Genomic DNA, 26,158 nt, shown 5'->3' on the forward strand with positions numbered 1-26,158 from the left:
GTCGGCGCCTTGGATCTGGTAGTCGTTGGTCACCGGTTCCCAGGGGCCCAGGCCGGCCTGGTCCTCCAGGGCCTGGTAGATAGCCAGGAGCAGGTCGATGGTCTGGGCCCGGGCCTCCGTGATAGGAGTATCATCCATCACCCCATCGAACATGGGAGGGGAGTTGACCTCGTCATACCGTGAGATATCCCAGGCCAGGTACGCGATGAAGCAGGCCAGGATCGTCACCAGGATCAGCGCGGTTATCGCGATGCGCTTGAGCGCCCGCATCCACCACGGGTCGGGGCTATCCGGGCTATCAGCCGATGAGTCCTGATCGTTCACGTGTCAGCCCTTCTCGGGGATGGTGACCCCGTCGCCGATGAGGACGCTGGCCCGGTTGTACAGCGAGGTGCTTGGGGTGCCGTCCTCCCCGAGCCTGGAGTACTGGGAGTGCCCCTCGGACCCGGGCAGCTCTCGGCCTCCATGTTCTTTATGGCCGTCGTAGCGGGGGTTGCTGTGGGCGTCGGTCTCCATATGAGCGAAGTCAGGACTCGTCTGTGGTGGTCTTCCGTGTGGCCCGGGAAATGTCACCGGGTCTTCGTCAGCGGAGGCCTCTGCCAAGTGGTCGGGTAGCAGGCCCATGTCTGAGGCGTCGGCGCTTCCCGGTCCGGGTGAGCCGTGCACCTCCAGCTCATCGACCACGTCGGTCTGTTGCAGGGCCAGGCCGTTGACGACCGACCCGTAGGAGTGGCCCGAAGCATCCAGGTGGGGGTCACCGTGGTGGGTGGCCCTGACATGATCGCCACTGTTATCCAGCACCTTGCTCCTCCTCGGGGGTGGTGGTGTTCTGGAGTGAGGGGCGCTCGGGTCGTGTGCTGGGGGTGGGTGTGGGTGTGGTCCAGCCTGGTGGGGGTGAGGGTGTGGGGTTGGTGGGCTCCTGGGGGCTCCAGGTCTCGTGGTCGCGGTGTCGTCTGCCGATGCCGCGTAGGTGGGTGGGGATGTTCTCGGTTCCGGTGGGCCAGTCCTGGTAGATGGTGCCGGGGTGGCAGCCGGTGGTGATGACGACGGTGGTGTATCCGGGGGCGGCGGCATCGAACCAGATCCTGGCTCCGTCGGAGGCGCGCACGAAGACGCTGATGTTCTCCTTCATGCTGGCAAAGCCGTGGGGCTCTGCTACCTGGCCGATGATGGTGTTGGCCTGCTCGAAGGTGATGTCTCCTGGTGCGGTGGCTAGGAGGTATTCCTCGTTGGCGCCTTCTCCGGTGGGGCTGCAGATCAGGTCGGCGCCTTGGATCTGGTAGTCGTTGGTCACCGGTTCCCAGGGGCCCAGGCCGGCTTGGTCCTCCAGGGCCTGGTAGATAGCCAGGAGCAGGTCGATGGTCTGGGCCCGGGCCTCCGTGATAGGAGTATCATCCATCACCCCATCGAACACAGGACGAGAATTGACCTCGTTATAGTGTTCAATATCCTGGGCCAGACGCACCACAAAATGACTTAGGGCCACTGCCAGGATCAGGAAGACCATGATGACTCCCAAGACCACCCGCACCCACCGCGGGGCGGGGCTATCCGGGCTATGAGCCGATGAGTCCTGATCGTTCACGTGTCAGCCCTCCTCGGGGATGGTGACCCCGTCGCCGATGAGGACGCTGGCCCGGTTGTACAGCGAGGTGCTCGGCGTGCCGTCCTGCCCGAGCCTGGAGTACTGGGAGTGTCCCTTGGAGCCGGGCAACTCGGGCCCGCCGTTCTTGGGGTTGCCGTCGTAGCGGGGGTTGCTGTGGGTGTCGGTCTCCATATGAGCGAAGTCAGAACTCAGATGTGGTGATGGTCCGTGCCATCCGGATCGAGCAATCCAATCCTCATCTGCTGTGGCTTCCGCCATGTGATCGGGCAGTAGGCCCATGTCCGAGGCGTCGGCGCTTCCCGGTCCGGGTGAGCCGTGCACCTCCAGCTCATCGACCACGTCGGTCTGTTGCAGGGCCAGGCCGTTGACGACTGACCCGTAGGAGTGGCCCGAGGAATCCAGGTGGGGGTCGCCGTGGTGGGTGGCCTGAAGCCCGTTGTAGAAGGAGGACAGGCTCGCAGCCCCCTCCCGGGCCTCGGCCTGGATCAAGACCGAGTTCCTGGAGAGGGACTCCGCTAGATTCGGGGCGTCATAGCCCAGCCAGGTCACCCCGGCCACGGACTCGTCATCCCGGCCCTGCGCAGCCAGTTGCCGACGAGCCTCATCAAGGGTGTTGTCCGTGTCGGTGACCCCACTGCCCCACTCGCCGGTCTTGGTCAAGGCCGATCCCACTGTTGAGTTCATCCCCGGGGTGAAGACCATGACATGGTCCGAGGTATCGATATTCCCCGAGCCCACCGCGGCCCGGAAATGATCACCACTATTATCCAGCACCAGGAGCGTGTGACGGTAGGTCTCCTCGTCCCGGTCTGGGTTGTTGAACTGGTTGTAGAGTGAGGTGATAGCCGCCTGGCGATTCAAGAGCGTTTGATACCCCGAGGTGTTCTCCGTGATGACATGGTGCATTGTTGGATGCCGGTACTGAGTTGTCTTGGGCTTGTAGTCTTGGACTTGTTGGTCGATCTGGGCTTTCATGATGGGCAGCCAGACCATGTTGGCGGCGTGGCGGTCCTGGGCGGGGATGCCGTCGAGGTTGCCGATCCAGGCCGGGTGGGTGTCGATGATGTGCTGGCGCTGCTGGGGGGTCATGGCCGTCCACCAGTCGTTGACGTCCTGGGCCGACCAGGACGCGGGGGGCTGGCGATCGCCGTGGTTGACCACTGAGGCGCTGGGCCCCTGGGCGATCGTGCTGACCTGGGCGATGTTGTTGTAGACCCCCTCCAAGAAGACCTCCACATCCCCCGCCTGCTCCAAGACCACCTCGATGCGAAGCTCAAGCGCGGTTCTTGCAATCGTCCGTGCATTGACACCGAACTCATCGTAAGTCTCACGTTCAGGATCGCCAGGAGGAAGGGTGTCGGTGACCTCGCCGCTGTCGCTGATGGTGAAGTCATCGTTGGTGGCGGTTGCCTGGATATCCAGCGCCTCGGCGGCCAGCGCATCAGCGCTGTTGCCGGCGTCCTGCAGATCCTTGCCGCCGCGATCCAGGGCCGTCCACAGGTCCATCGCGTCATCGGCCAGGATCCGCCGCGCCTTGGCCTCGGCCTCAGCGATCTCACCCTCCAGGCCCTCCACCTTCAGTCCGTCGAGTTCCCCATAGACATACTCATAGCTCTTGGAGGCCGCCACCAGCTCCTCACCCGCATCACGCAAAGCCGTCCCATCCCACGTAAGAACATCCTTGAACGACGGCATGACCGAGACCTCCTCATCTCACACACTGTATCAATCTTCCTGTTCGATACGGGCTGTACCCGCTACAGGCGAGCGCAGCACCCCACCCCGGGTGCGCTGAATCCTCAGTGGCGCTCCCAGCCGTGACACGCCCGTGATTCTACCGGTCGTCGCCGATCGTGCCGGCCGTTCCCGACGGCCGGACGAAGCCCCTTCCGGTCTGCGGCCGTCCCCTCACCGCCACCCCGTCCCGGTGCCGGCCAAGGGGACAGTAGGGCCCATGTAGGGCCCGCAGCCGGGCGGCGCGGGGTGGTAGCGTAGGGCGGGCGCGCCGGGCGGCGACCACCACGACCGCCGAGCACGGCGCCCCTCGTCCTGTCCGTCCTCCTCCCAGAGCCCCGGCCCTCGCCCTGTGCTCACCCGCCCAGGCCTGTGCCGGTCGCTCGCCCCGGAGCCCCACGGGTCCCGGCCCGGTGCGGCCGCCGACCGGCGGTGGGCGGCGAGCGGATAGGGCCCACTCAATCGAAGGATGTGTCTTGTCGATCATCACTGATCTGCGGGAGTCCCGTGAGCTCCTCTACAACCTCACCATGCGCGAGGTCAAGGGCAAGTACAAGCGCACGGCGCTGGGCCAGCTGTGGTCCTTGGCCAACCCCATCGCCCTGATGATCGTCTACTCCTTCGTCTTCCGCTTCATCATCAGGGTCCAGCCCGATGCGGGCGACCCCTCGGGCCTGGACGTCTTCGCCCTGTGGCTCATGTGCGGCCTGCTGCCCTGGTCCTTCTTCTCCAACGTCGTCAACGGCGGCATGGGGACCCTCGTGGGCAACGAGAACCTCATCAAGAAGGTCTACTTCCCCCGCTCCGCCCTGCTGGTGTCCAACTCCCTGTCCTGGCTCTACTCCTGGAGCATCGAGATGCTCGTGCTCGTCCTGGTGGTGGTGCTGCTGGGCGGGGCGCCCTACCTCTACATCCTGCCGGCGATGGCCCTCATGGTCCTGCTCACCCTCTTCGCCACCGGGGTGGCCATGATGCTGTCCATCGCCAACGTCTACTTCCGCGACACCCAGTACCTCGTGGGCATCCTCTTCCAGATCTGGTTCTACGCCAACCCGATCGTCTACCCCGCCTCCATGGTGCGCAAGGTCTCGGACTCCCTGGGCGCCCTCCACGGCATCACCGTCTTCCGCCTCTACGAGCTCAACCCCTTCTACCACTTCATCGAGGCCTTCCGGAACCTGCTCTACGACAACCGGCTCCCCGATGCCAGCACGAGCCTCATCGTGCTGGCCCTGTCCCTGGGGGCCTTCCTCATCGGCTGGCGGGTCTTCGACCGCCACCAGTCGCGACTCGCGGAGGTGCTGTGATGACCCAGCCGGCGATCACCATCGAGGGCGTGGCCAAGACCTTCCGCATCAACAAGGAGCGCAACAACACCCTGAAGTCCGCGCTCCTGCGGCGCGGGCGCTCGGGCCACACCGAGTTCCAGGCCCTCAAGGGCATCGACCTGGACATCCCCCAGGGCTCGACCTTCGCCCTCGTGGGCGACAACGGCTCGGGCAAGTCCACCCTGCTCAAGTGCCTGGCCCGCATCCTGGTTCCCGACGCCGGGACCATCACCCGCCACGGCCGCATCGCCGCCATGCTGGAGGTCGGCTCCGGCTTCCACCCCGAGCTCTCCGGGCGCGACAACGTCTACCTCAACGGCTCCATCCTGGGCATGTCCCGCCGCGAGGTCGACGCCAAGTTCGACCAGATCGTCGACTTCTCCGGCGTGGAGGACTTCATCGACCAGCCCGTGAAGAACTACTCCTCGGGCATGTACGTGCGCCTGGGCTTCTCCGTGGCCATCCACACCGAGCCCGAGATCATGCTCGTCGACGAGATCCTCGCCGTGGGCGACGCCTCCTTCCAGGACAAGTGCGCCCAGAAGTTCGCCGAGTTCCGCCGCGACGGGCGCACCGTCGTCGTCGTCTCCCACTCCCTGCCCCAGCTGCGCGAGATGGCCGACCACGCCGCCTACCTCGACCACGGCGAGCTGCGCGCCCACGGCGCCGCCGAGGTCGTCCTGGAGCAGTACGCCGACGCCGCGCGCACCAACATCCGCACAGATGAGAACGGGCGGGTGCGCTGGGGCACCGGCGAGGCCCTGGTGGAGCGGGTGGAGATCCTCGGCCCCCACGGGCCGGTGGGCGAGGAGGGCCTGCGCAGCGGCGAGCGCACCACCCTGCGGATCCACTACAGCGCCCGCTCGCCGATCCCCGACCCCAACCTCGGCATCACCCTGGACACCGCCGAGGGAGAGAACCTCTGGGCCTGCTTCTCCCGGGACCAGGGGGCGCGCCTGGAGGCCCTGGAGGGCCGCGGGCACGTCGACATCACCATTCCGGCCCTGCCCCTCCAGCGAGGCCTCTACCGGGTCCACGCCGGGATCGTGGGCACCGGGGCCGACGACGTCGTGGACTTCGTGCGCGACATCGCCTGGCTCCACGTGGGCCACGGCACCGGCCTGGACTCCGGGGGGCCGGTGGCCATGTCCGGGCAGTGGCAGGCGCAGGAGCCGGTACAGGAGGGCACCCAGTCATGACCGAGCAGACAGAGCAGACCGGGCAGGCCGGGCAGGTCGGGCACGGCGGCGCCGCGGCCGGCCCCGGGGCGGCGGCCGCGATGCCGCAGGACCCCGCCCAGGACCCCGGCAGGGCCCCCACCGGGCCCCAGCGCATCCTCGTGGTCACCCTGGACACCCTGGGGGAGAGGATGGCGGGCCCGGCCATCCGCGCCTGGGAGATCTCCGCCCGCCTGGCCGCCGAGGGCCACCGCGTGCGCCTGGTGACCTTCGCCGACTGCCAGCGCCGCTCCGACAGCTTCCTGGTGGCGCGCACCAGCGTGGAGACCTTCCGCCGCGAGGTGGCCAGTGCCGACGTCGTCATCATCCAGGGCTACATCGCCGCCACCTTCCCCTGGCTGCGGGAGGCGGAGCAGAGGATCGTCATCGACCTCTACGACCCCTTCCACCTGGAGTCCCTGGAGGTGGAGAAGTACCAGCCGCTGGAGGACCGCGACGCGGCCCTGGCCCGGGCCCTGGCCGAGCTGGGCGCCCAGGTCTCCCGCGGCGACTTCTTCATCTGCGCCTCGGACAAGCAGCGCGACCTGTGGCTGGGCCACCTGGCCGCCGCCGGGCGCATCAACCCCGTCACCTACGACGCCGACCCCTCCCTGCGCAGCCTCATCGACGTGGTGCCCTTCGGCACCTCCGATGAGGCCCCGGCCCAGACCCGCCACCCCATCAAGGGCACCATCCCGGGCATCGGCCCGGACGACCCGGTGGTCATCTGGGGCGGCGGGGTCTACAACTGGTTCGACCCCCTCAGCGTGGTGCGCGCCATCGACATGGTGCGGGCCGAGGTGCCCAACGTGCGCCTGTTCTTCCTGGGCATGAAGCACCCCAACCCCGACGTGCCCGAGATGGACATGGCCCTGCGCACCCGCCAGGAGGCCGACCGCCTGGGCCTGACCGGGACCACCGTCTTCTTCCACGAGGACTGGGTGGTCTATGAGGACCGCATCAACTACCTCATGGACGCCGACATCGGCATCTCCACCCACTTCGACCACATCGAGACGGCCTTCTCCTTCCGCACCCGCATCCTGGACTACCTGTGGGCGGGGCTGCCCATCGTGTGCTCGGCCGGGGACTCCTTCGGCGCCCTGGTCGAGCAGCGCGAGCTGGGCGCCACCGTCCCGGTGGGCGACACCGAGGCCCTGGCCAGTGCCATCACCCGGATCCTCACCGATGAGGCCCACGCCGAGCAGATCCGGGGCCGGGTCGCCCAGGCCGCCGAGGAGTTCCGCTGGCGCCGGAGCCTGGAGCCGCTGACCTCCTACTGCGCCCACCCCCGGCGCGCCGCCGACCATGATCGCCTCGCCGAGGCGGCGGGGGCGGCCGGCCTCTCCCTGGCAGCCGCCGCCCGCCGGGACCTGCGGGCCGCCGTGCGCGTCCTGCGCACCCGGGGCGTCAAGGGCGTGGCCGACAAGATCTCCTGGCGCCTGGCCAGGTACCGCCGATGACCGCCCGGCCCCAGGCCGGCCCGGGCAATGCGGTGGCCGCCGTCGTGGTCACCTACCACCCCGATGGCGCCGCCCCCGCCCTCATCGAGGAGCTGTCCCGCCAGTGCCAGTGGGTCATCGTGGTGGACAACGGCTCCACCGGCGCCGAGCTGGAGCCCATCCGCCGGGCCTGCGGGCGCACCGGCGCCCAGCTCGTGGCCAACGGCGAGAACCTGGGCATCGCCGCCGCCCAGAACACCGGGATCGCGCGGGCGCGCGACCTGGGCGCGCGCTGGGTCCTGCTCTCCGACGACGACTCCGCGCCCCGCCCCGGGATGGTCGCTTCCCTCCTGGAGGCCTTCGCCGCCAGCCAGGCCCCCGCCCCCACGGGGGCGGCCCCCGGCTCCTCCAGTGCTCCGCCGGGGCCCCGCCCGGGCGCCGAGCCTCCAGGTCCCACCGCCGCCGTGGGGCCCCTGGTGGGGGAGGAGCGCGAGGGCCGCGACCAGCTCGTCTACGTCCCGCGCCGGTGGGGGCCGCGCCGCGCCACCCCCCAGGAGCTGGACCAGCCCCTGCTGAGCGTGGCCTTCCTGGTGGCCTCGGGCTGCCTCATCTCCATGGATGCCCTCGAGCGGGTGGGGGGCATGAACGAGGACCTCTTCATCGACCACGTGGACCTGGAGTGGGGGCTGCGGGCCCGTCGCGAGGGCTACGAGCTCTACGTGGACACGCGCACCCCCATGGCCCACTCCCTGGGCGACTCCGTGGTGCGCCTGCCCGGGCGCGCCCAGCCCATCCACGTCCACGGGCCGGTGCGCAACTACTACCTGGCCCGCAACACCATCGCGCTCATCGCCTCCGGGCTGCTGCCACTGGCCTGGCGGGTGGGCTACCTGGTGTGGATGGCCAAGTACAGCGCCTTCAACGCCCTGCTGGCCCCCCCGCGCCGCCAGCGCGCCCGCGCCCTGGCCCAGGGCATCGCCCACGGCCTGCGCGGCCGTCTGGGACCCCGGCCCTCTTAAGGGCGCCCGGAATGCGAGTTCGGGGTGCAGAATGCGACTGCAGGGCCATCGCATTCTGCACCCCGAACTCGCATTGTGGAGGAGCGGGCCCTCATATCGCCGCGGGCCGCCGCTACCCGTGAAGCCTGCGGGCCACCTTCTGGCGCGCACGGCGCAGCACCGGCCCCGCGCCCTCGGTGCGCGCCATGGCCACGGCCCGGCGCACCAGGCGCTTGGCCCGGTCGGTGGAGGTGGGGGCCACCAGGTGGTGGGGGGCCACGTCGGGGCCGTAGGGGTCGAGCTCCACGGGGATGGGGGAGGCGGGCTCGGGGTCGGAGACCGGCTCCCAGGCCGAGTCGGCGCGGTGGCCCTCCAGGCGCACCCTGATGGCCGCCCGGGCCAGCAGCTCCCGGTAGGCGCGCCCCTGGAGGAAGGGGGAGAAGCGCAGCAGCGCCTCGCGCCGCGCCATCGCCCCCATGCGGGTGCGCAGGCTCACCGAGGACACCAGCGCCTCCAGCGCCTCCTCCCACTCGGCGGTGGTGGATGCCAGCATGCCGGTGCGGCCCGGCTCGATGACCTCCCGGAAGGGCTGGGTGGGGCTGGCGATCGTGGGCCGTGAGACCAGGGCCGCCTCCAGCCACTTGATCGCCGACTTGGCCTCGTTGAAGATCGAGTCCCCGGTCAGGGGCGCCAGGCAGATATCGGTGCGGCGCAGCAGCGTGGGCAGCTCCAGCCAGGAGGTGAAGGGCATGCGCGAGACCCGGTCCCCGAACTCGGCCAGGGCCCGGGTGGGCCTGAGGTGCCCGCCCAGGGTCAGGCGCACCTGGGGGTGGCGCCGCATGACGGCGATGACGGCCGGCTCGACGGCGGCCCAATCGGCGTCATGCGTCGTCGTTCCCGAGAAGTAGCCGATGGTGACCGTCCGGGGGGAGGCGGCATCGGCCCCGCCTGCGGTTCTGCCGGGGCCCTGGGCCCCCGGGCCGCCCTGAGCGCCCTGGCCGCTGGGGAGCGCCCCCGCGCCGGAGTCGTTGCGCACCGCCGTGTCCGAGGCCCGCGCCAGGGGGATGCCCACCCCGTTGGAGAAGCGGTAGGCCGGCATGCCGGTCAGCCGCGTGGCCTCCTGGCACAGCGTGCGGGTCGAGCCCACGAAGCCGTCGCAGGCCTCCATGGTGGTGCGGTAGCGGTCCACGCCGTGCCACCACAGGTCCTCCTCGGCCTTGGACAGGGCCTTGAGTCCGTCGAGCCGCCCGCGCAGCGTGGAGTCGAAGATGAGGTCGTCGACGTCGAACAGGACGGGGACCGGCTCGGGGCGGGCCTTGACCTGCTCGATGATCCCCAGGATGCGGTCGGTGGCCGGCACGCGGTAGAGGACGACGGCGTCGGCCTCGTGGATGTCCTGGTCCAGGCGCGGGTCGGAGTAGTGGCGCACCGTCACCTCGTGGCCGTGCAGGGCCAGGGCCTCGGCGGGCAGGTAGCAGCGGTAGCGCAGGGGCGCGCCATCGATGCCTACGATGAACAGGATGCGGTGGAGCAGCTGGGCCTGCGCCTGCAGGATGTCGGGCTGCTCGCCGGCGGGCTCCAGCAGCACGGGGCTGGAGGGGTCGGTGCCCCGGTCCTGGGCGAGCTCGTCGTAGATCTCCAGCAGCTCGGCGCCCTGCTGGGACAGCGAGCGGATCGGGGAGGCCGAGCCCCGGCCGGTCAGGGCCCGGGCCGCGGCGGGGTCGTCGGCCAGGCGCTGGAGGACCTCGGCCAGGGCCCCGGGCTCCCCGGCGGGCACCACATGCCCGTTGACGCCCTCGGCCACCGCCTCCTCGGGCCCCAGGGTGTCGGTGCACACCACGGCCAGGCCCGCGGCCAGGGCCTCCCGGGTGAGGATCGAGTGGGACTCGCGCATGACCGAGGGCAGCACCAGGACGTCATGGTCCTCCAGGACCTCCAGGAGCTCCTCGGGCTTGAAGGCCTCGCGGGCGCGGAACCAGGAGGGCAGGCCGCGCGCGGCCGAGGCGCCCACCCCGTAGGCATCCAGGCCCAGCCCCTCGCGAGGCCCGATGCCGCGCGCCGCCTGGGCCAGGATGTGGAAGCCCTTCATCTCCTGCTCGCCCCCGGCGTACATGAGGCGCAGGGGGCCGTCGCCGCTGCGCGCCCGGGGGCTGGCTCCCAGCCGGGCGAGCTGGTCATCGGGAAGGCCGTTCTCATTGACGCGCAGGCGATCGGGGTCCACCCCGTTGGCCGCGAAGACCCGGGCGGCGGAGGCCGAGGGGGCCAGGACCAGGTCGGCGCTGTGCAGGGCCCGCCGCAGCCGGGCGCCGCGCCCGCGCAGCTGGGGGGCGGAGTCGCAGTCGCAGGAGCCGCACTCGCTGACCAGCGAGCAGGGCCGCATGTCATGGTCCACCAGGAACTGGCGGGAGCCGAACCACCAGAAGTCGTGCATCGTGAGCACCACCTTTGCCCCGAAGCGGTGGGCGGCCTCCACCAGGCCCACCCCCAGGGTCTGCAGGGAGTGGATGTGCACGACGTCGGGGCGCACCTGCTCCAGCCAGGCGGCGAAGGCCTCGGCGGCGGCGGGGTTGTCGAAGTTGAGCGGGTCGCTCCAGGCCGTCCACGGCGTGGTCACCAGCCAGGTGACCTCCACCCCCTGGCCGTCGGCCTGCGTCCAGGTCTCCAGGGGGGCGCGCGATTCATCCAGGTAGCCGGCGTAGACGTGGGACTCGTGGCCTGCGGCCGCCACGAGGCGCGCGATGCGCTGGGGCACCAGGGTCCCCCCCGAGACGAAGTTCGGCGGGTAGTGGGCGGAGACCTGGGCAATCCTCATGGGCCTCATGGTACCGATGTTCCTCCGGCCCCAGACGGGGCCCTATGCTGGGCGCATGAGCAGGCAGGAGTCCTCCCACACCCAGTCCCGGGCGCAGGCGGCCCCCGACGCCGGCGGCCCCGGCGGGCCCCGGGCCGATGAGGCGCAGGCGCCTCAGGCGGCCGGCGACGGCCGAGGCGCGCAGCCGGCCCGGGCGGCGGTCCCGGGGCCGGGCCGGCCTGAGCCGGTGGGCCCCGCGCAGGACGCCATCTCGATGAGGGCGCTGTCCCTGCGCTGCGACGAGCTCCAGGCCCAGGTCACCTCCCTGTCCTCGGCGGCGGCGATACGGGCTGACATCATCGAGGAGCAGATCGCCCACATCGGCGATCTGGAGCGGCACCTCAAGGCCGTCGACGCCCTGGTCGCCGACCTCCAGAACCAGCTGGGCCAGGGAGCCGCACCGGCGGCCCCCTCGGCCGCCAGCCTGCGCAGCCGGGCCTACTGGGGCCTGCGGCGCCGCGCCGGCGGTGCCGTGCGGAGGCTCCTGCGATGAGCGCCGCCGGCACCGGCCCGGGCCGCTCCAGCACTCAGGAGGCCGCCACCCCGGTCACTGCCGCCACCCCGCAGGCCGCCGGGGCCCCCGGCACCACCGGACGGCAGGCCCCTGCCGATGCGGACGGCCCCCGAGGCGTCGCGGTCCTGGTCCTGGACGGGGACCCGCAGGAGGTCGAGGCGACCACCACCAGTGCCCGCGTCGTGTCCTCACCCGCCGACGAGCTGCACGTGTGCACCACCTGGGGGCAGGGCGCGCGGCTCGCCCAGGCCCCCTACGCGATGCTGCTGCGGGCCGGGGACCGGCTGGAGCCCGGCAGCCTGCGGGCCCTGGAGGGCTTCGCCCGGGCGCGCTCGGCCCAGGTGGTCACCGCCGACCGCATCGAGCAGGGCAGTATCCGCCGCTGCCCGCGCTTCTCCCTGCGCCTCCTGGAGCAGCTGCCCTATGCGGGGCGCGCCCTGCTGGTGAGCACCGGGCTGCTGCGCGAGGTCACCGGCTCGGGGCAGGAGCCCTCCTCCGCCCGGGCCGAGAGCACCACTGCCCCGCAGCTGGGCGCCGACACCGAGTGGGACCTCCAGCTGCGCCTGGTGGGCGCCGCCGGCGTCGTCGAGCACTGCCCGGTGGTGGCCGTCAACCAGGCCGGCCCCGTGCAGGCCGGCGCCCTGGCCGACCGCCTGGCCACGGTCCGCCGCCACCTGGAGCGCCAGGGCCGCAGCGGCGAGGCCGTGCGCCCCGGGCCCACGGGCCTGCCCCGGGTCCTTCCCCGCACGCCGCGCGATCACCGCGTCTCCGTGGTCGTGCCCACCGCCTTCACCCGCCGCGACCTGGCCGGCGCCGGCCCGCGCGTCCTGGTCGAGGTGCTGGTGGCCGCCCTGGCGCAGACCGTCGAGGGCGTGGACTGCGAGATCATCCTCGTCGTCGATGAGGCCGCGCCCGAGGCGGCCATCGAGTCCTGCCGGGCCCTGTGGCGCGGTCCCCTGCGCGTGGCGCGCACCCGCGGGGGGTTCAACTTCTCCCGGGCCATCAACGCCGGCGTGGCCGAGGCCGGCGGCGACGTCGTCCTGCTGCTCAACGACGACGTCGAGCCCGTGCGCCCCGGCTGGATCCAGGACATGCTCGCCACCCTCGACCTGCCGGGAGTGGGGGCCGTGGGGGCCCGCCTGCTCTTCGACGACGGCGGCATCCAGCACCTGGGCGTGGTCTGCCCGCCCAGCATCCTGCCCACCCACCCCCGGCTCCACGAGCCCGACGACCCCGCCGAGCCGATGGCCCAGGCCGATGTGGACTACCTGGCGGTCACGGGCGCCTGCCTCATGTACCGGCGCGCCGACCACGAGGCCGTGGGCGGGTGGGACGAGGAGCTCCCGCTGAACTTCAACGACACCGACTTCTGCCTGCGCCTGGCCAGCCGGGGGGCCTCGATCGTGTGCGTCAACAGCGTGCGCCTCATCCACCGCGAGTCCTCCACCCGCCAGGCCCGGACCCTGGACTCCGAGGCCGCCAGGCTCGCCCCCTGGGCCGGCCTCATGGCCGCCGACCCCCACATCGAGTACTGGGGCTGACGGCCCCGGGACGGCCAGGGCCCGCCTCCCCGCAGCCCGATCGGCCCCCGCGCCGACCGGGTGCCCGGGGCTGCCCGCTGAGGCGCTATGATCGCCGGGCCGCGGCAGTTCCCAGTGCCTCCCAGTACGACGGCCGTGGCGAGCACGCCGGGAAGTCCTGAAGATCCTTGATAGGAGCGCCCATGACCGTCCAGACCGCCAAGCCCCTGGGCATCGAGACCACGCCGATCCCGGGGTTCCTGCGGATCGACCTGACCGTCCATGGGGACAACCGGGGCTGGTTCAAGGAGAACTGGCAGCGCGAGAAGATGCTCGCCCTGGGCCTGCCCGACTTCGGCCCGGTGCAGAACAACATCTCCTTCAACGATGAGACGGGCGTGACCCGCGGCATCCACGCCGAGCCCTGGGACAAGTACGTCTCGGTGGCCACCGGTCGGGTCTTCGGCGCCTGGGTGGACCTGCGCGAGGGGGAGACCTTCGGGGCGGTCTACACCTGTGAGATCGACCCCTCCGTGGCCGTCTACGTGCCCCGGGGGGTGGGCAACGCCTACCAGACCCTGGAGCCGGGCACCGCCTACACCTACCTGGTCAACGACCACTGGTCGGCCGAGGCCCAGTACACCTTCCTCAACCTGGCCGACGAGACCGTGGCCGTGCCCTGGCCCATCCCGCTGAGCGAGGCGATCCTGTCCGACAAGGACCGTGCCCACCCGCGCCTGGAGGCGGTCACCCCCTTCCCCGCGGCCCTCGTGGCGCCCCGGGCCGAGCCGACCGGGGGCGCCGATGCGGCAGACCCCGCCGGCGCGGCCGATGCCGCTGGGGCGCCGACGGCGCCTGCGGGCCGGCGGGTCCTGGTCACCGGGGCCAAGGGCCAGCTGGGCCGCGAGCTCATGGGCCGCCTGCCGCGGGCGGGCTTCACCGCCACCGAGGTGGACCTGCCCGAGGTGGACATCTCCGATGCCGCCGCCATGGAGGCCACCGACTGGGGCGCCTACGACATCATCATCAACGCCGCCGCCTGGACCAATGTCGACGGCGCCGAGACCCCCGAGGGGCGCCGCCTGTCCTGGAGGGCCAACGCCACCGGCCCGGCCAACCTCGCCCGGGCCGCCGCCCGCCACGGCCTGACCCTGGTGCACATCTCCAGCGAGTACACCTTCGATGGCACTGCCGAGATCCACACCGAGGATGAGGACCCCAGCCCGCTGGGCGTCTACGGCCAGTCCAAGGCCGGGGGCGACGCCGCGGTGGCCGCCGCCCCCCGCCACTACCTCGTGCGCACCTCCTGGGTGGTGGGCGAGGGCAAGAACTTCGTGCGCACCATGGCCTCCCTGGCCGAGCGGGGGGTGGAGCCCAAGGTCGTGGCAGACCAGGTCGGGCGCCTGACCTTCACCACCGACCTGGCCGAGGGCATCATCCACCTGCTGCGCACCGGGGCGCCGTGGGGCACCTACAACCTCTCCGGCGAGGGCGAGGTGGTCTCCTGGGCCGATGTGGCCAGGCGCGTCTACGAGCTGACCGGGCACAGCCCCGAGTCGGTCACCCCCATCACCACCGAGGAGTACTTCGCCGGCCAGGAGGCGGCACCCCGGCCCCTGAACTCGACCCTGGACCTGTCCAGGATCGAGGCCACCGGCTTCACCCCGGCCGACTCCATGCGCCGCCTGGAGGACTATGTCGCGGCCCTGCTCCAGGAAGGCGGAGAGCGTGCCTGAGAACAGCATGCCTGAGAGCACGGCCACGGCGCCGGGCGTCGGGAGCCCCACGAGCACGCAGCGCGCTGAGGGCATGGGGAGTGCGGAGAGCCCGCAGGGCCGCTCACCGGCCTTAGCGGGACGCACGGGAGCCGCGGCCTCCGCGGTCTCCGCGCCCAAGGAGTCCTCGTCTGCCGGTGGCCGCGGGCCCGGGCCCACCGCGCTGCGCAGGCTCGCCGCCACCCACGGCGCGCAGCACCGCTCCGGCCCGCGCGCCGACCGCCGTCGGGCGGGATCCAGGTGGGCCCTGGGACTGGTGCTGGCTGTGGCGGTCCTGGCCACCGGCCTGAGCTGGGTGGTGGCCTCCCCGGTGGGCGGGTCCCCCGACGACGACTTCCACCTGGGCAGCATCTGGTGCCCGCGGCCGGTGTCCTCCTCGGGCTGCGCCACGCGCGAGCACAACGGCGAGGTCCAGGTCCTGGTGCCCTCCCGCGTCTCGGAGACCGCCCGCTGCTACGCCTTCCAGGAGGAGGTGCCCGCCTCCTGCCAGGGCGCGGTGCCCGAGGACGCCGAGATCTACTCGCGGCGCTACGACGACGGCAACTACCCCACGGGGTACTACCGCTTCCACCACCTGCTCATCGGCGACGACGTCGATGTCTCGGCGCTGACGATGCGGGCGGTCAACCTGCTCATCGCGGTGGGCCTGCTGGGCGCCATCGGCTGGGCCATGCCCGCCCGCCTGCGCGAGCAGTACGCCCTGGCCGTCATCCTGGCCTGGATGCCCATGGGCCTCTACCTCGTGGCCTCGAACAACCCCAGCTCCTGGGCGCTGACCGGCGTGCTGGGCTACGCCGCGGGCATGTACGGCTCGCTGCGCAGCCGGGGCCGACGGCGCTGGGCGCTGCTGGGCCTGGCCCTGGTGGGCGCGCTGCTGGCCTGCGCCTGCCGCGGGGACTCGGCCTTCTACCTGCTGGTCGTCTCCCTGGCGCTGTTCATCGGCCTGAGGTGGCGCCGCCGGGTGCTCCTGCACGGGGCGGTGGCGGCCGCGGTCAGCGCCATCGGCGCCTGGATGATGCTCCGCTCGGGCCAGTCCCAGGCGGTGGCCTCCTCCGAGCCCACCAGTGCGCTGTCGGACGGCACGCGCCTGAAGCTCATCATCCTGACCATTCCCGAGTACCTCGGGGGCTTCTACGGGGGCAGCCGCTGGGGCGCGGGCTGGTTCGACGTGCCCTTCGACGGCCCGATCGCCGTCATGGCCCTGGGCCTGGCGGGCATCGCCCTGTTCATCGGCGCGCGCACCGTGGGCTGGAGGAAGCTGCTGTCGGCTGGGGTCCTGGCCGGTGCCCTGGTCTGCCTGCCCGCCGTCCTGTCCTACACGCAGGGCTTCGAGTCCAACTACGAGCTCCAGCCCCGCTACCTGCTGCCGCTGCTGGCGCCCTTCTTCCTCGTGTGGCTGCCCCAGCGCGGCGGGGAGCGGATCCTGTCCACCCCGCAGGCGGTGCTCATCGTGGGCCTGTCCTCCCTGGCCCACGCCTACGCCCTGCACCGGATCCTGTTGCGCTACACCCACGGCCTGGTCAACCTGGGCAAGGAGACCGCCGGATGGCTGCCCATCAACCTGGACTTCCAGCCCCAGTGGTGGTGGGACATCCCCATCTCGCCCATGGGCGTGTGGATGATCGGCTCCCTCATGTACGCGGTGGCGCTGGTCTGCGCCCTCCTGCTGGCCCGCCGCCTCGGGGCCCTCGGCCAGGAGGGGCCGGTGGAGCCCACCCGGCCGCAGGAGGATGGTGGCCAGGGCCGGCGGGCCGGGGCTCGGGCAGTGGACGCCTCTACTGCGGGCGAGCCGGCTGCGGTCGCCGCCGCGGGCGCCCAGGACTCCGGGGCCCGTGAGGAGGGGGCGCAGGAGACCGGTGCCGGTGGCAGCGCGTCTGGCCCGCTGGCCTCGTCGGAGGGTGGCGGGGGCCCTGCTGCACCCGGTGTCGAGGCCGGTCCAACCTCTTCCGAGCTGGCCGAGCGCTCCGAGGGCGCACCGGAGCAGGACCCTCCATCTCAGGGCGGGCGCCTGGCGGAGGCTGAGGCTCGGCCGGTGGAGCCGGGGGAGTGGGCGGATATCGAGCCGCAATGGGATCCGATGGTCATCGACCCCACGACCGCCGACTCGGGGCCCGCCTCCGTCAGCTCGGCGGCCTGCGCGGCCGGCGCCGCCGGGTAGGGCGCGCCGGATCGTCCCGATCATCTCAGCGACGCGGTTTCGCCCCTCTAGTGTCGTGTGCTGTTAGTTTGTTTCTGGTCGGCATTTGGTGAGGATCTCGTCGGGGGTCTTGGTCCAGGCAAAGGGGTGGCAGCGCTGGTTCCAGCCGTCGATGAAGGCGCGGATCTTGGCGTTGAGGTCCTTGAGCGAGGTGAAGACTCCCCGGCGGATGGCCGCGCGGGCGATGACGGAGAAGAAGATCTCGGCCATGTTGAGCCAGGAGGCGCTGGTGGGGGTGAAGTGGATGTGGATGCGGGGGTCGTCCTCCAGCCAGGCTTGTACCTGCGGGGTCTTGTGGGTGGCGTAGTTGTCCATGATCAGGTGCAGCTCGACATCGGGGTAGGCCCTGGCGACTTGACGCAGGAAGGCCAGGAGCTCGGTGTGGCGGTGGCGGGGCCTGCAGGCGGCCGTGACGTGGCCGGTGGCCATCTGAGGGTGTTATTCATGTGGGGGTTACCGGCCTGTTCTGTAGAGCTCGAGTTTGGTGACCAAGGTGATAATACTGGGCAGTTCTGACTGGCGGTGGCGATAGCCGGTGGATAGGATCTTCCATTTCTTCAAAGTGACGATCGTGTGCTCGATTGCGGCGCGTGTGGATGATACGGCTCTGTTGAACTCTTTTCCCATTCCAGGCGATCTCTGCCTGGAGTCTTCTTGATGGGGGTCAGTGCACCATGAGCAGTGTAAGCCGTATCGGCGATCCAATCGGCGCCGGTAAGGATCTCATCCCAACCGCACAAGCTCAAGGCAGCGCTATCGTGACGCGAGCCGGGCACTGGGTCTGAGACTGCTACGAGCAAGCCGTTGGTGGTGGCGTGGCCTGGACGCTCAGGCACTGGGCGTGGTGCTTGCCCCAATCAGTTGGCCTTCTCGATCGGCCTGCCGGCTGCGGGGTTGTTGCCAGTGGGGATCGGCGTGCCATCAACGAGCAGTAGGCCACCCTGGGTCACGGCTTGGGCCAGGGACATGCCAGTCATGGCCAGCACATGGGTGACCAGGGGCATCATGCGCCTGCCGACCCTGGAGACGGTGGACTGGGAGATACCGTACATGTCGGCGGACAGAGCCTGGGAGATATTATGACGCGCCAGCACCAAGGTCAGTTCCACCTGCTGCCTGAGCCCCAGGCAGTAACCCGACAGGCTCTGACCCCGTGTTTCGAGGACCTCCCCGATGCGCCCGGCAAGCTCATCAACATCATCATCGCGCAGCCCCGTGGTAGACTGATAATGTATCGGCCGCCTCCCATGGGGATCGAGTGTGGTAACCCAATTATCTCCCGAGACGGCCGATGCACCCATTAACAACACGAGCAAACCCCCATGAATAACGCCCGTAGATCATTCTGCCTAGTTTAAAGTTCATTTCGAATTGTTTACTTTGTGTATACCGAGGAGGTTTGATCATGATTGAATTAAGAAAGATATGTGGCACCTGTGCTGGGATTGTTGCTGCAATCTGCGCTGCACTGGGTTTGGCGGGGTGTTCGGTTATGAGAAATGGGGTGCAGTCGGCTGAAGATGACCGTTTTGCAGAGTTCACTCAGTATGTTCCAGAGCCTCTAGAGATACAGACTGATGTCAAGCCGTTGACTAAGAGGATGCCTGCGTTAGAGGTATCCTCAGCGAACTGGGTGGCACAGGCCCGACTCAGAGAACGCGAGTTGCTTCCTGAGCCAGACCGTCCAGTATGGTTGCATGCAGTCCTTAAAGTAGCTCCATACAGTGCTAAAGCCCTGGATGAAAAGTCGACAGGATCGGCGTCGCTACTGCCACCCGTTTACCCTGAGCTGCACCAGTATGTCCCCAAGAACTGTGCTTTCTCTGCGGTGCCCTCTGGAGATGCTGATGGCATAGTTGGTGCCGACCTGCTTCCAGTCGGATCGGACACAGAGAACCTTTATGTAAAAGAACTGGCGGTCTCTGTGGATTGCAATATTGTGGTGATGACTTCTGAAATAAGGAACCTGTAGCTCTCCGTGTCGCTGTGGCTGGAGTTAAATGAAGTGTGTTGGACTGCCTGGCGTTTTCGGGCAGTGGGAGAAAATGTTGTCCCGTTTGATCCGATAGGATAGAGGCCGTGTCGAGAGGGAAGTACTCCGAGGTCCGCCAGGAGAACGAGTTATTAAAAAACGGCGGCCTTCGTGTGGCCTCAACGGAAGTAGGGCGCCGGTGTGAATCAGTGGCCTGTGGATGGTGTTGCATAGACGATGAGGGTGTGGCTTGGTGTCAAGAGGTGGGAGCAGCGAGGAGGCGTTCGAAGGCTTGGCGTGGGGTGAGGTGGTCCAGGGTGGTGCGGGGACGTCCTCCCGTGGCCGGTGTGATCGGTCAGCACCTGGATGTTGGCGCCCAAGGCCCTGTGTTTGCCGGAGCACCACAGGCGGTCACCGGTATCGGGATCGCGTGATGCGGCCCTGTCGGTGCGGATCAGGGTCCCATCCAGGCAGCAGAAGGGCTCACCTTGCTGGCGCATCTGCTCGATGACCTGACTTCAGGCTCGGGGCCCGCTGGGCAATGACCTCCAGGGCCTCACGGGTGGTAGCGGTAGGCGGTGGCCAGGCTGATGCCGCTATCGCGCGCCAGGGCCCTCATGCTGGTGACGCCGATGAGCCAGCGCAGCACCAGCACCGCCTGAGTCCAGGGTGCAGCAGCCCGCTGAGCCGGCCGGATGTCATGGGTCTTGCGGTGGGCGGTCAGCCACCCACTGATAGTGCGGGCGGTGGAGTCAGGGACCTCAAGAGTGGCATGATAGGACACCCGTGCGGGGCCTGCCTGTGGGAGTGCTTTCCTGGTCGAAAACAACACTCTGGCCCACGGCCCCGCACGCACCCGCCTGCGACACGCCCACTTCTCCCCAGCATCTCAACGATCCCCACCCCAACACCTCACCCCCGGCGAGAAAAGCTCAATCTCACCCGGCTGCACTTCGCACGGGGATACTGAACCCCCAACGGGGTCGAGCGTGAACTCCTTGGTAGACCAGAAAGCAGCCTGACCAATGCGACAATCACCGTCCGAAAAACACCCATAAATCCAGTCACCCATGTCGCGAGGCATTACACTACTGAAGTTTGCTTGTGATCTGGGGGGGGTGAGTTAAAAGGTGTGTGCGAATTGGCGTGAAGTTGATTGTGCGGGTGATTAAAGGGCGGCGTCAGCGGGCGCCGTCGAGGACCTCCTGGGCGATCCGGCTGTACTGGCGGGCCCGCACCGGCCAGGTCCAGGGGGTGATGAGCTCGGGCGCGGCGGGCGCGGGCGGATCGGCCAGGAGCCCGCGCAGCGTGGCCACCAGCGAGGCGGTGGTGCGCTGGGCGCAGATCATCACCGGGGCCCCCGAGTCGCGCAGCAGCCGCGCACCGGGAACCTCGAAGGTCACCACCCGGCCCCCCTCGGCGATGGCCTCCAGCAGCGTGGTCTGGAAGCCCTCGGACAGGACCGTGGGATTGACCAGCGTGGCGCCGTCGAGTCGCTTCCGCACCTGGGCGGCGGGCACCCGCCCGGGGATGTCGACGACACCGTCGAGTCCCAGCTCCGAGGCCCGCCGTCGCGCCAGGGCCAGGTCTGCGCCGTCGCCCAGCAGCTCGCCGTCGACCTCCAGGCCGCTGCGGCGCAGGGCCGCCAGCGCCTCCAGGAATGCGTCCCAGCCCTTGCCATCGACCACGCGCCCCACGAAGACCAGGCGGGAGGGACGATCGCTGTGCCGCCCGGTGCCCACCGGCGGCGTGATCGCGTTGTAGAAGACCTCCGCCTCCACCCCGCTCAGGCGCGTGACGAAGTCTGCCGCCTGGGGGGAGACCGCCAGGACGCGGTCGGCGCGGCGCAGGACGTGGCGCCCCCAGGTCAGGTCCACCGTCCGCGAGCCCGCGGCGATCACCGGGGAGGCGGAGGCCACGAAGCCGCTGCCGTGCTCGGTGTGGATCACCGGGATGCCCGCGCGCCGGGCCGCCTGGAGCCCCACCAGGCTCATGGGGAAGAAGCGGGTATGGGTGGAGACCACCTCGATGCCCTCGGCGGCCAGGTAGTCGGCGATTCGCCGGGTGGTGCCCGGGGAGGGGAAGCTGATGACGTCGGCCACCGGCAGGCGGGAGCGCCCGGTCAGGACGGCGACGCTGCCATCACGGCGCCGGCCCGGGCCCTCCTGGGAGACCGTGAGCACATGGACGCTGTGCCCCTGCTCCGCCATCCCCTGGGCCAGGTGCTGGACGTGGAACTCCAGTCCGCCGGTCCGGGGAGGGTAGGTGTTGGTGATGATGGCGAGCTTCATGAGGTGATCCTTCTACCGCCCCCGGCGCATGGGGATCGAGCCGGGGCCGGGACCATGCTAGCCGAGGAGCCCGGGGCCGGTCCTCAGGCCCCACCGGGCGCCCCGCCCCGCATCCGCGCCACGAGGAGGAGTGCGAAGACGGCGGCCAGGACGCCCATGGAGGCGCAGTAGGCGGCGCTGGCCCCCATGAGCCCGGCGCGGGGCACCAGCAGGCGGCACAGGCCCCAGGAGGTGGCGGCGGCCAGGGCATAGCCGAGGAGGACGACGCGCTGGTGGCGCATCGTCGTCAGCGCGTAGTAGAGGATGACCGCCGCGGCGTTGAGCGCGCCTCCGGCTAGGAGCACCATGAGCTCGGGGCGCAGCCCGGAGACGTCCTGGCCCAGGATCAGCTCCAGCAGGGGCGGGCCCAGCGGGTAGGCCACCGCCGCCACGATGGGCAGGACTGCCGTCGTCGTGGCCAGTCCCCGGCGGATGAGGCCGGTGAAGGCCTCACGGTCCCCCTGGGCCCAGCGCACCGCCATCGGCGTCAGCAGGGGCCGGAAGACCAGGAGCGAGAGCAGGTTGATGGTCACCGCCGGCATGTAGATGATCGCGAAGCAGCCCTGCGCCCTGAGATCCAGGTGGGCCGCGATGGCGTAGCGCGGCGCGTTGACCAGGTACATGGCCAGGAAGGAGGCCAGGAACAGCGGCAGGCACTCCAGGAGGAGCCCGCCGATGGCCCGCGCCCGCCACTGGGGCCGGCGGGAGATGAGACCGCGCGCCGGGGGCAGGAAGGCCGCCAGCACCGCCAGCAGGGACACCGGCAGTGCCACCAGGGCGGAGACGGCCAGGTCGCGGGTGAGCGCGAGGGCCAGGCAGAAGGCGCTCACGGTCACGGCCGTGCGCAGCGTGCTGGCCCGGCCGCCCAGGTCCAAGCGCCCCGCCCGCTGGAACTCCGCGAGGAAGACGTCCTCGAAGGCGTCGAAGACCCGCAGGCAGGCCACCACGATGATGACCAGGGCCGTGGTGGCGGTGGAGGAGACCCATAGGGCGTTGCCGATGATCCCCAGCACCATGAGCCCCACCGTGACGAGCCTGGTGGCCAGGTAGACGCCCATGCTGAAGCGCCGGCGGACGTCGGTGGCCTGGTAGGCGCGCACCTCGTACATGCCCAGGGTCTGGAACAGCTGGCCGATCCCGATGGCCAGTGAGTACAGGCCCAGGGCCTCGATCCCGGCGGTCCGGTTGACCATGGCGAGCATGACCACCAGGGCCAGGGACCCCGTCAGGGAGGCCGCCGCATTCCACAGGTAGTCGCGCCTGGGCGGAGCGGCGCCCGATGCCCGGGGCCCGTCGCTGTGCACGGCCGCCCGCCTGGCAGTGGCCCGGTCAGTGCGTGAGGACCGGGGTGCCGGTGCCGGTGCGCGTGCGCGGGGGCCCCAGCCGCAGGTCGCTCCAGTCGGGGGTGGCCGCGAGCACGGTGCCCACGAGGATGACCACGCAGCACACCACCTGCAGGACGGTGGGCACGGTCCCCTGGAGGACCAGCGCGAAGACGACCGCCCACGCCGAGTAGGAGATGTTGAGGGCCATGCCGCGCGAGGCGCCGATCTGGCCGATGGCCTTGAAGTAGAACAGGTAGGACACCGCTCCGGCCAGGGAGGCCAGGAAGACCATGCCCATGGATGGGGACAGGGCGGCCTGCGAGGAGAATCCGACGATCCCCGCCACGGGCGCGACCACGAGGATGTAGGCGAGTCCCGATGTCGTCTGGCGGATGTGCAGGGCCGTCTCGTTGTCCACCTTGTCGTCGCGCATCCCCCAGGCGAGGATGACGGCCTCCCCGCCCCATCCCAGGACGCATGCCAGGGCGGCGATGACCCCGATGAGGGGGGAGGGGCCGGTCTGCGTGGTCGAGGACGACCAGGCGATGAGGATGATGGCGGTCAGCGCCACCATGAGGGCCACGATCTGGCGGGGCCGCATCCGCTCCTTGAGCAGTAGGAAGGCCAGGAGCGTGCCCACGGCGGGGTAGAAGGTGGAGATGATGGCGGTGTAGCCGGGACCGATGTTGTTGATGGCGATGAGGTACCCGCTCATCCCCACCGGTCCGCCCATGACGGCGCCGGCCATGACGGCCTTGCCGCTGCGGGTCCTGATGGCCTCCAGGGTGTGCCCCAGCCGTCCGCGCATCCCCATGTAGACCAGGAGGATGATGGCCGAGACGGCGTCGTGCAGCAGGGCGCTGGCCAGGGAGGCCTCACCGGCGCCCAGGAAGGGGGACATCGCCAGGGCTATGCCCAGGACCACAGTGTCCAGCCCCCACAGGCAGCCGGAGATGATGCCGAACCTCATGATCCGCTCCTCGTGCTCAGTCGGTGGCTGTCCAGGGGGGAGGGCAGCTCGGTGGTGCCGGACTCATAGGAATCCAGCAGGGCGTCCACGTAGTTGGCGGCGTGGCGGTAGTAGATGAGGAGCCACTCCCCGGCGTCGTCGCCCTCGGCCGCCTTGACCAGGGCCCACACGTACCAGCACCACCCGGCGAAGACGACGTAGGCCCAGAAGTGGCGGCGCTCGACATCGGTGGGCCTGCGGCCGAAGTAGGAGCCCAGCGCCGCATCGGCGCGCTCCTCGGACAGCTCGGCGCACACCACCATGGTGCCGAAGTCGTTGGCCACGTCGGACATGCCGGCGTACTCCCAGTCGATGAGGTGGATGCCGTCGCGGTCGTCGACCAGGAAGTTCAGGGGGAAGAAGTCGTTGTGGCTGGGCACCAGGGGGAATCCGTCGGCGTCGGCGTGGGCCTTGAGCCGCATCACCTTCTCGCGCAGCTCGGCGTAGCCGGGGACGTCGATGGGCCCGTGCTCCGTGAGCAGGGACTCGTAGCGGATGCCCTCGTCGATGAAGTCGAAGCTGCGCGACAGGGTCCGGCCGCTCTGGTGGAGGCTGCGCGCCATGATCATGGCCTGGGACAGCTCGTGGGTGCTGGAGGCATCCAGGTTGTGGGCGTCGGGGATGAAGCGGGAGATCTTCCAGCCCTTGAGCGGATCGCCGGTGAGGAAGGTTCCGTCCAGCCCCAGGTCGCGGGCCAGGTGCAGGGCCTCGAACTCGGCCTGGCGGTCCACGATCTTGTCCGTGCCGATGCCCGGGTGGCGGTAGACGTACTCCTCGCCTGAGACCGAGAAGTGACAGGACAGGTTGGTGATGCCCTGCTTGAGGGGGTAGAAGTCCTGGATCTCGGATTTGGCGCATCCCAGGGAGGATGAGATGTTGTCGAAGACCTCGGAGTCGAGGTTCTCCATGAACATGGGGTCGAAGCCGCGGATCTCATCGACCGAGTCGAACTCGTTGATGACTCCCGCCGGGTACTGGCGGATGACCATGTCGAGCTCCTTGACGTGCTCGATGTAGATCGACTCCCACAGCTTGGGCAGGGTCTCGGGAAGGTGGTAGACCCGCTCCAGGATCCGGCGGAAGGCGGAGGAGAAGGCGCGGTCGAAGTAGACGTGCCCCAGCATCGTCCAGGCGTCGGCGCCGCCGACCCGGGCGCCGGTGATGCGCCCGCCGGGGCCGGTGGCCAGGCACCACTCCTGGGTGGGGCCCTCGACGTACTGCGCCGAGTAGTAGGCCTTGTAGACGTGGGAGTCGAAGGGGTTGACGGTGAAGTAGTCGTCGGAGGAGCACACATAGGTGTTGCCCAGGTCCTCGCGCACCAGCCACAGGGAGCCGTTGTTGTTGCGGGTGACGTAGTCGTCGTTGACCACGATGCGCACGCCCAGCTGCTCGGCCAGGTGGAAGAAGTACTCCTTCTTGTAGCCCACCACCAGGGTGATGTCGGCGATCCCGGCCTCCTGGAGCTGGCGGATCTGGCGCTCGACGAGCACCTCCCCGCGCACGCGCAGCGTGCCCTTGGGGCGCTCGTAGGAGATCGGCGCGAATCGGCGCGAGAGCCCGGCGGCCATGATGATGGCGTTGTCCACCCGGTAGGGCTCCAGGGCCTGCCGGCCGGTATCGGTGATGCTGCGCTCGGCGATGTGGCCCAGGGCCTCGCACTCGCGCACCGCGGTGTTGACGGCTCCCAGGGACATGCCGGTGGTCTCGTGGATCTGCCGCTGGGTCAGGGCCGCCCCGGCCCGCAGGAGGGCGTAGAGGACGTCGAACTGGGGCTGGGTGAGCGCGCCCGCTGGGGTGGTCACGGAAGGCACCATCCGTTCATCGTGGAAGGGGTTGTGGGTGTGTTCGAGAATAGTGCTTCATGGGTGATAGGTGAACGTATAGGGCTGTGACGTCGGTCTCCGGTGGGGGAGTGGCCTCGGAGTGCCAGGCGCGGGGAGGCGCCACGGGCGCTGTGCCCGCCGCCCAATCCGCGGCCCCTCCGCCTGCCCGGGGCGGGACCAGGACGAGTCCCCGCTTCTGGCCGTGCTTTCCTGGGAGGGCGCGAATGCGGTCGGCCGGTGGAGGCTTCGATGCCGGTGTGGGGTCGGTGGTGGTTCCTGCCGTGGTGGGTGGCCCCGTGCTGTGCCGGCTGGGCTGGGACCGTGCTGAGGGAGGCCCGGTGCCCCGGGATGGCGGGCCGGCGCCAGTGGGCCAGGGCTGGCGGCGGCGGTGGGGCGGGTTCGATGGGGCGTCACTTCGCGACAGAGGCGTCACTTCGCGACATGGACGACACCTGCAGGTACCGTCCATGTCGCGAAGTGACGCGCTTTTCGCGAAACGACGCAGGGCCTGCGCCCC

22 protein-coding genes are annotated in these 26,158 nt (G+C 70.0%); 9 read left to right on the forward strand and 13 right to left on the reverse strand.

From position 1 onward, the window contains the following. From J5X07_RS05795 to J5X07_RS05810, 4 genes are all read right to left on the reverse strand, one after another. Positions 1–324, reverse strand: a 324-nt coding sequence (locus J5X07_RS05795) for a hypothetical protein (RefSeq protein ID WP_208478973.1), incomplete at its 3' end; no start/stop codon positions are given. Positions 325–327: 3 nt separating this feature from the next. Then, positions 328–801, reverse strand: a complete 474-nt coding sequence (locus J5X07_RS05800; RefSeq protein WP_208478974.1) for an alpha/beta hydrolase — start codon at positions 799–801, stop codon at positions 328–330. Beyond that, positions 791–1,399, reverse strand: coding sequence for a hypothetical protein (locus J5X07_RS13240; RefSeq protein WP_208478975.1), 609 nt, complete (start codon positions 1,397–1,399; stop codon positions 791–793). Before J5X07_RS13240 ends, J5X07_RS05800 begins: the two co-directional genes overlap by 11 nt. 189 nt (positions 1,400–1,588) lie before the next feature. Further along, positions 1,589–3,301, reverse strand: coding sequence for an alpha/beta hydrolase (locus J5X07_RS05810; protein ID WP_208478976.1), 1,713 nt, complete (start codon positions 3,299–3,301; stop codon positions 1,589–1,591). Between the two features lie 515 nt (positions 3,302–3,816). Between J5X07_RS05810 and J5X07_RS05815 the strand changes: the two genes are divergently transcribed. From J5X07_RS05815 to J5X07_RS05830, 4 genes are read left to right on the forward strand one after another with little or no spacing between them, the layout of a single operon-like run. Continuing rightward, positions 3,817–4,647 carry an ABC transporter permease gene (locus J5X07_RS05815; RefSeq protein ID WP_243896519.1) on the forward strand — a complete coding sequence of 277 codons (831 nt, stop codon included), beginning with the start codon at positions 3,817–3,819 and terminating at the stop codon, positions 4,645–4,647. Beyond that, the gene (locus tag J5X07_RS05820) at positions 4,647–5,867 is read left to right on the forward strand and encodes an ABC transporter ATP-binding protein (protein ID WP_208478977.1); all 1,221 of its coding nucleotides are present in this window, start codon (positions 4,647–4,649) and stop codon (positions 5,865–5,867) included. Before J5X07_RS05815 ends, J5X07_RS05820 begins: the two co-directional genes overlap by 1 nt. After that, positions 5,864–7,348, forward strand: coding sequence for a glycosyltransferase family 4 protein (locus tag J5X07_RS05825; protein ID WP_208478978.1), 1,485 nt, complete (start codon positions 5,864–5,866; stop codon positions 7,346–7,348). The genes J5X07_RS05820 and J5X07_RS05825 overlap by 4 nt, the downstream gene beginning before the upstream one ends. Beyond that, complete coding sequence (locus J5X07_RS05830; RefSeq protein ID WP_208478979.1) at positions 7,345–8,346, forward strand: glycosyltransferase family 2 protein; 1,002 nt, start codon at positions 7,345–7,347, stop codon at positions 8,344–8,346. The genes J5X07_RS05825 and J5X07_RS05830 overlap by 4 nt, the downstream gene beginning before the upstream one ends. 112 nt (positions 8,347–8,458) lie before the next feature. Here J5X07_RS05830 and J5X07_RS05835 read toward each other — a convergent pair whose 3' ends face one another. After that, positions 8,459–11,137, reverse strand: coding sequence for a glycosyltransferase (locus tag J5X07_RS05835; protein ID WP_208478980.1), 2,679 nt, complete (start codon positions 11,135–11,137; stop codon positions 8,459–8,461). A gap of 55 nt (positions 11,138–11,192) precedes the next feature. Here J5X07_RS05835 and J5X07_RS05840 point away from each other — a divergent pair, with 55 nt between their 5' ends. The 4 genes from J5X07_RS05840 to J5X07_RS05855 all read left to right on the forward strand — a co-directional run bounded on the left by J5X07_RS05840 (position 11,193) and on the right by J5X07_RS05855 (position 17,143). After that, complete coding sequence (locus J5X07_RS05840) at positions 11,193–11,669, forward strand: hypothetical protein (RefSeq protein ID WP_208478981.1); 477 nt, start codon at positions 11,193–11,195, stop codon at positions 11,667–11,669. Next, positions 11,666–13,231 (forward strand): glycosyltransferase family 2 protein, encoded by a 1,566-nt coding sequence (locus J5X07_RS05845; protein ID WP_208478982.1) that lies wholly within the window; start codon positions 11,666–11,668, stop codon positions 13,229–13,231. Before J5X07_RS05840 ends, J5X07_RS05845 begins: the two co-directional genes overlap by 4 nt. A gap of 182 nt (positions 13,232–13,413) precedes the next feature. Continuing rightward, positions 13,414–14,946, forward strand: coding sequence for a sugar nucleotide-binding protein (locus J5X07_RS05850; protein WP_208478983.1), 1,533 nt, complete (start codon positions 13,414–13,416; stop codon positions 14,944–14,946). After that, positions 14,939–17,143, forward strand: a complete 2,205-nt coding sequence (locus J5X07_RS05855) for a DUF2142 domain-containing protein (protein ID WP_208478984.1) — start codon at positions 14,939–14,941, stop codon at positions 17,141–17,143. Before J5X07_RS05850 ends, J5X07_RS05855 begins: the two co-directional genes overlap by 8 nt. A gap of 63 nt (positions 17,144–17,206) precedes the next feature. Here the strand turns inward: J5X07_RS05855 and J5X07_RS05860 are convergent, their stop codons facing one another. The 3 genes from J5X07_RS05860 to J5X07_RS13245 form a co-directional block, all read right to left on the reverse strand. After that, a complete protein-coding gene (locus J5X07_RS05860) occupies positions 17,207–17,611 on the reverse strand; it encodes an IS630 family transposase (RefSeq protein ID WP_124934690.1) in 405 nt (134 codons plus the stop codon). 24 nt (positions 17,612–17,635) lie between these two features. Continuing rightward, on the reverse strand, positions 17,636–17,887 hold the full coding sequence (locus tag J5X07_RS13470) for a transposase family protein (protein ID WP_208478985.1): 252 nt from the start codon (positions 17,885–17,887) through the stop codon (positions 17,636–17,638). Positions 17,888–18,039: 152 nt separating this feature from the next. Beyond that, on the reverse strand, positions 18,040–18,483 hold the full coding sequence (locus J5X07_RS13245) for a transposase family protein (RefSeq protein WP_279596077.1): 444 nt from the start codon (positions 18,481–18,483) through the stop codon (positions 18,040–18,042). A gap of 104 nt (positions 18,484–18,587) precedes the next feature. On the opposite strand from J5X07_RS13245, the gene J5X07_RS05875 reads away from it, so the two are divergent. Then, positions 18,588–19,154 (forward strand): hypothetical protein, encoded by a 567-nt coding sequence (locus J5X07_RS05875; RefSeq protein ID WP_124934689.1) that lies wholly within the window; start codon positions 18,588–18,590, stop codon positions 19,152–19,154. Between the two features lie 556 nt (positions 19,155–19,710). Here J5X07_RS05875 and J5X07_RS05880 read toward each other — a convergent pair. The 5 genes from J5X07_RS05880 to J5X07_RS05900 all read right to left on the reverse strand — a co-directional run bounded on the left by J5X07_RS05880 (position 19,711) and on the right by J5X07_RS05900 (position 25,620). Then, positions 19,711–19,938: a hypothetical protein gene (locus tag J5X07_RS05880; RefSeq protein WP_124934688.1), complete on the reverse strand. Its 228-nt coding sequence runs from the start codon at positions 19,936–19,938 to the stop codon at positions 19,711–19,713. Positions 19,939–20,335: 397 nt separating this feature from the next. Continuing rightward, entirely contained in the window at positions 20,336–21,445 is a 1,110-nt protein-coding gene (locus J5X07_RS05885; protein WP_208478987.1) for a glycosyltransferase family 4 protein, read from the reverse strand. 83 nt (positions 21,446–21,528) lie between these two features. Then, on the reverse strand, positions 21,529–22,788 hold the full coding sequence (locus J5X07_RS05890; RefSeq protein WP_208478988.1) for a lipopolysaccharide biosynthesis protein: 1,260 nt from the start codon (positions 22,786–22,788) through the stop codon (positions 21,529–21,531). A 25-nt stretch (positions 22,789–22,813) separates the two neighbouring features. After that, a complete protein-coding gene (locus J5X07_RS05895; protein WP_208478989.1) occupies positions 22,814–23,779 on the reverse strand; it encodes a DMT family transporter in 966 nt (321 codons plus the stop codon). Then, positions 23,776–25,620, reverse strand: a complete 1,845-nt coding sequence (locus J5X07_RS05900) for a phosphotransferase (RefSeq protein ID WP_424924090.1) — start codon at positions 25,618–25,620, stop codon at positions 23,776–23,778. The genes J5X07_RS05895 and J5X07_RS05900 overlap by 4 nt, the downstream gene beginning before the upstream one ends. Positions 25,621–26,158 lie beyond the last annotated feature (538 nt).

The sequence above is a fragment of the Actinomyces bowdenii genome (assembly GCF_017592395.1).
GTDB classification, from domain to species: Bacteria; Actinomycetota; Actinomycetes; order Actinomycetales; family Actinomycetaceae; genus Actinomyces; species Actinomyces bowdenii.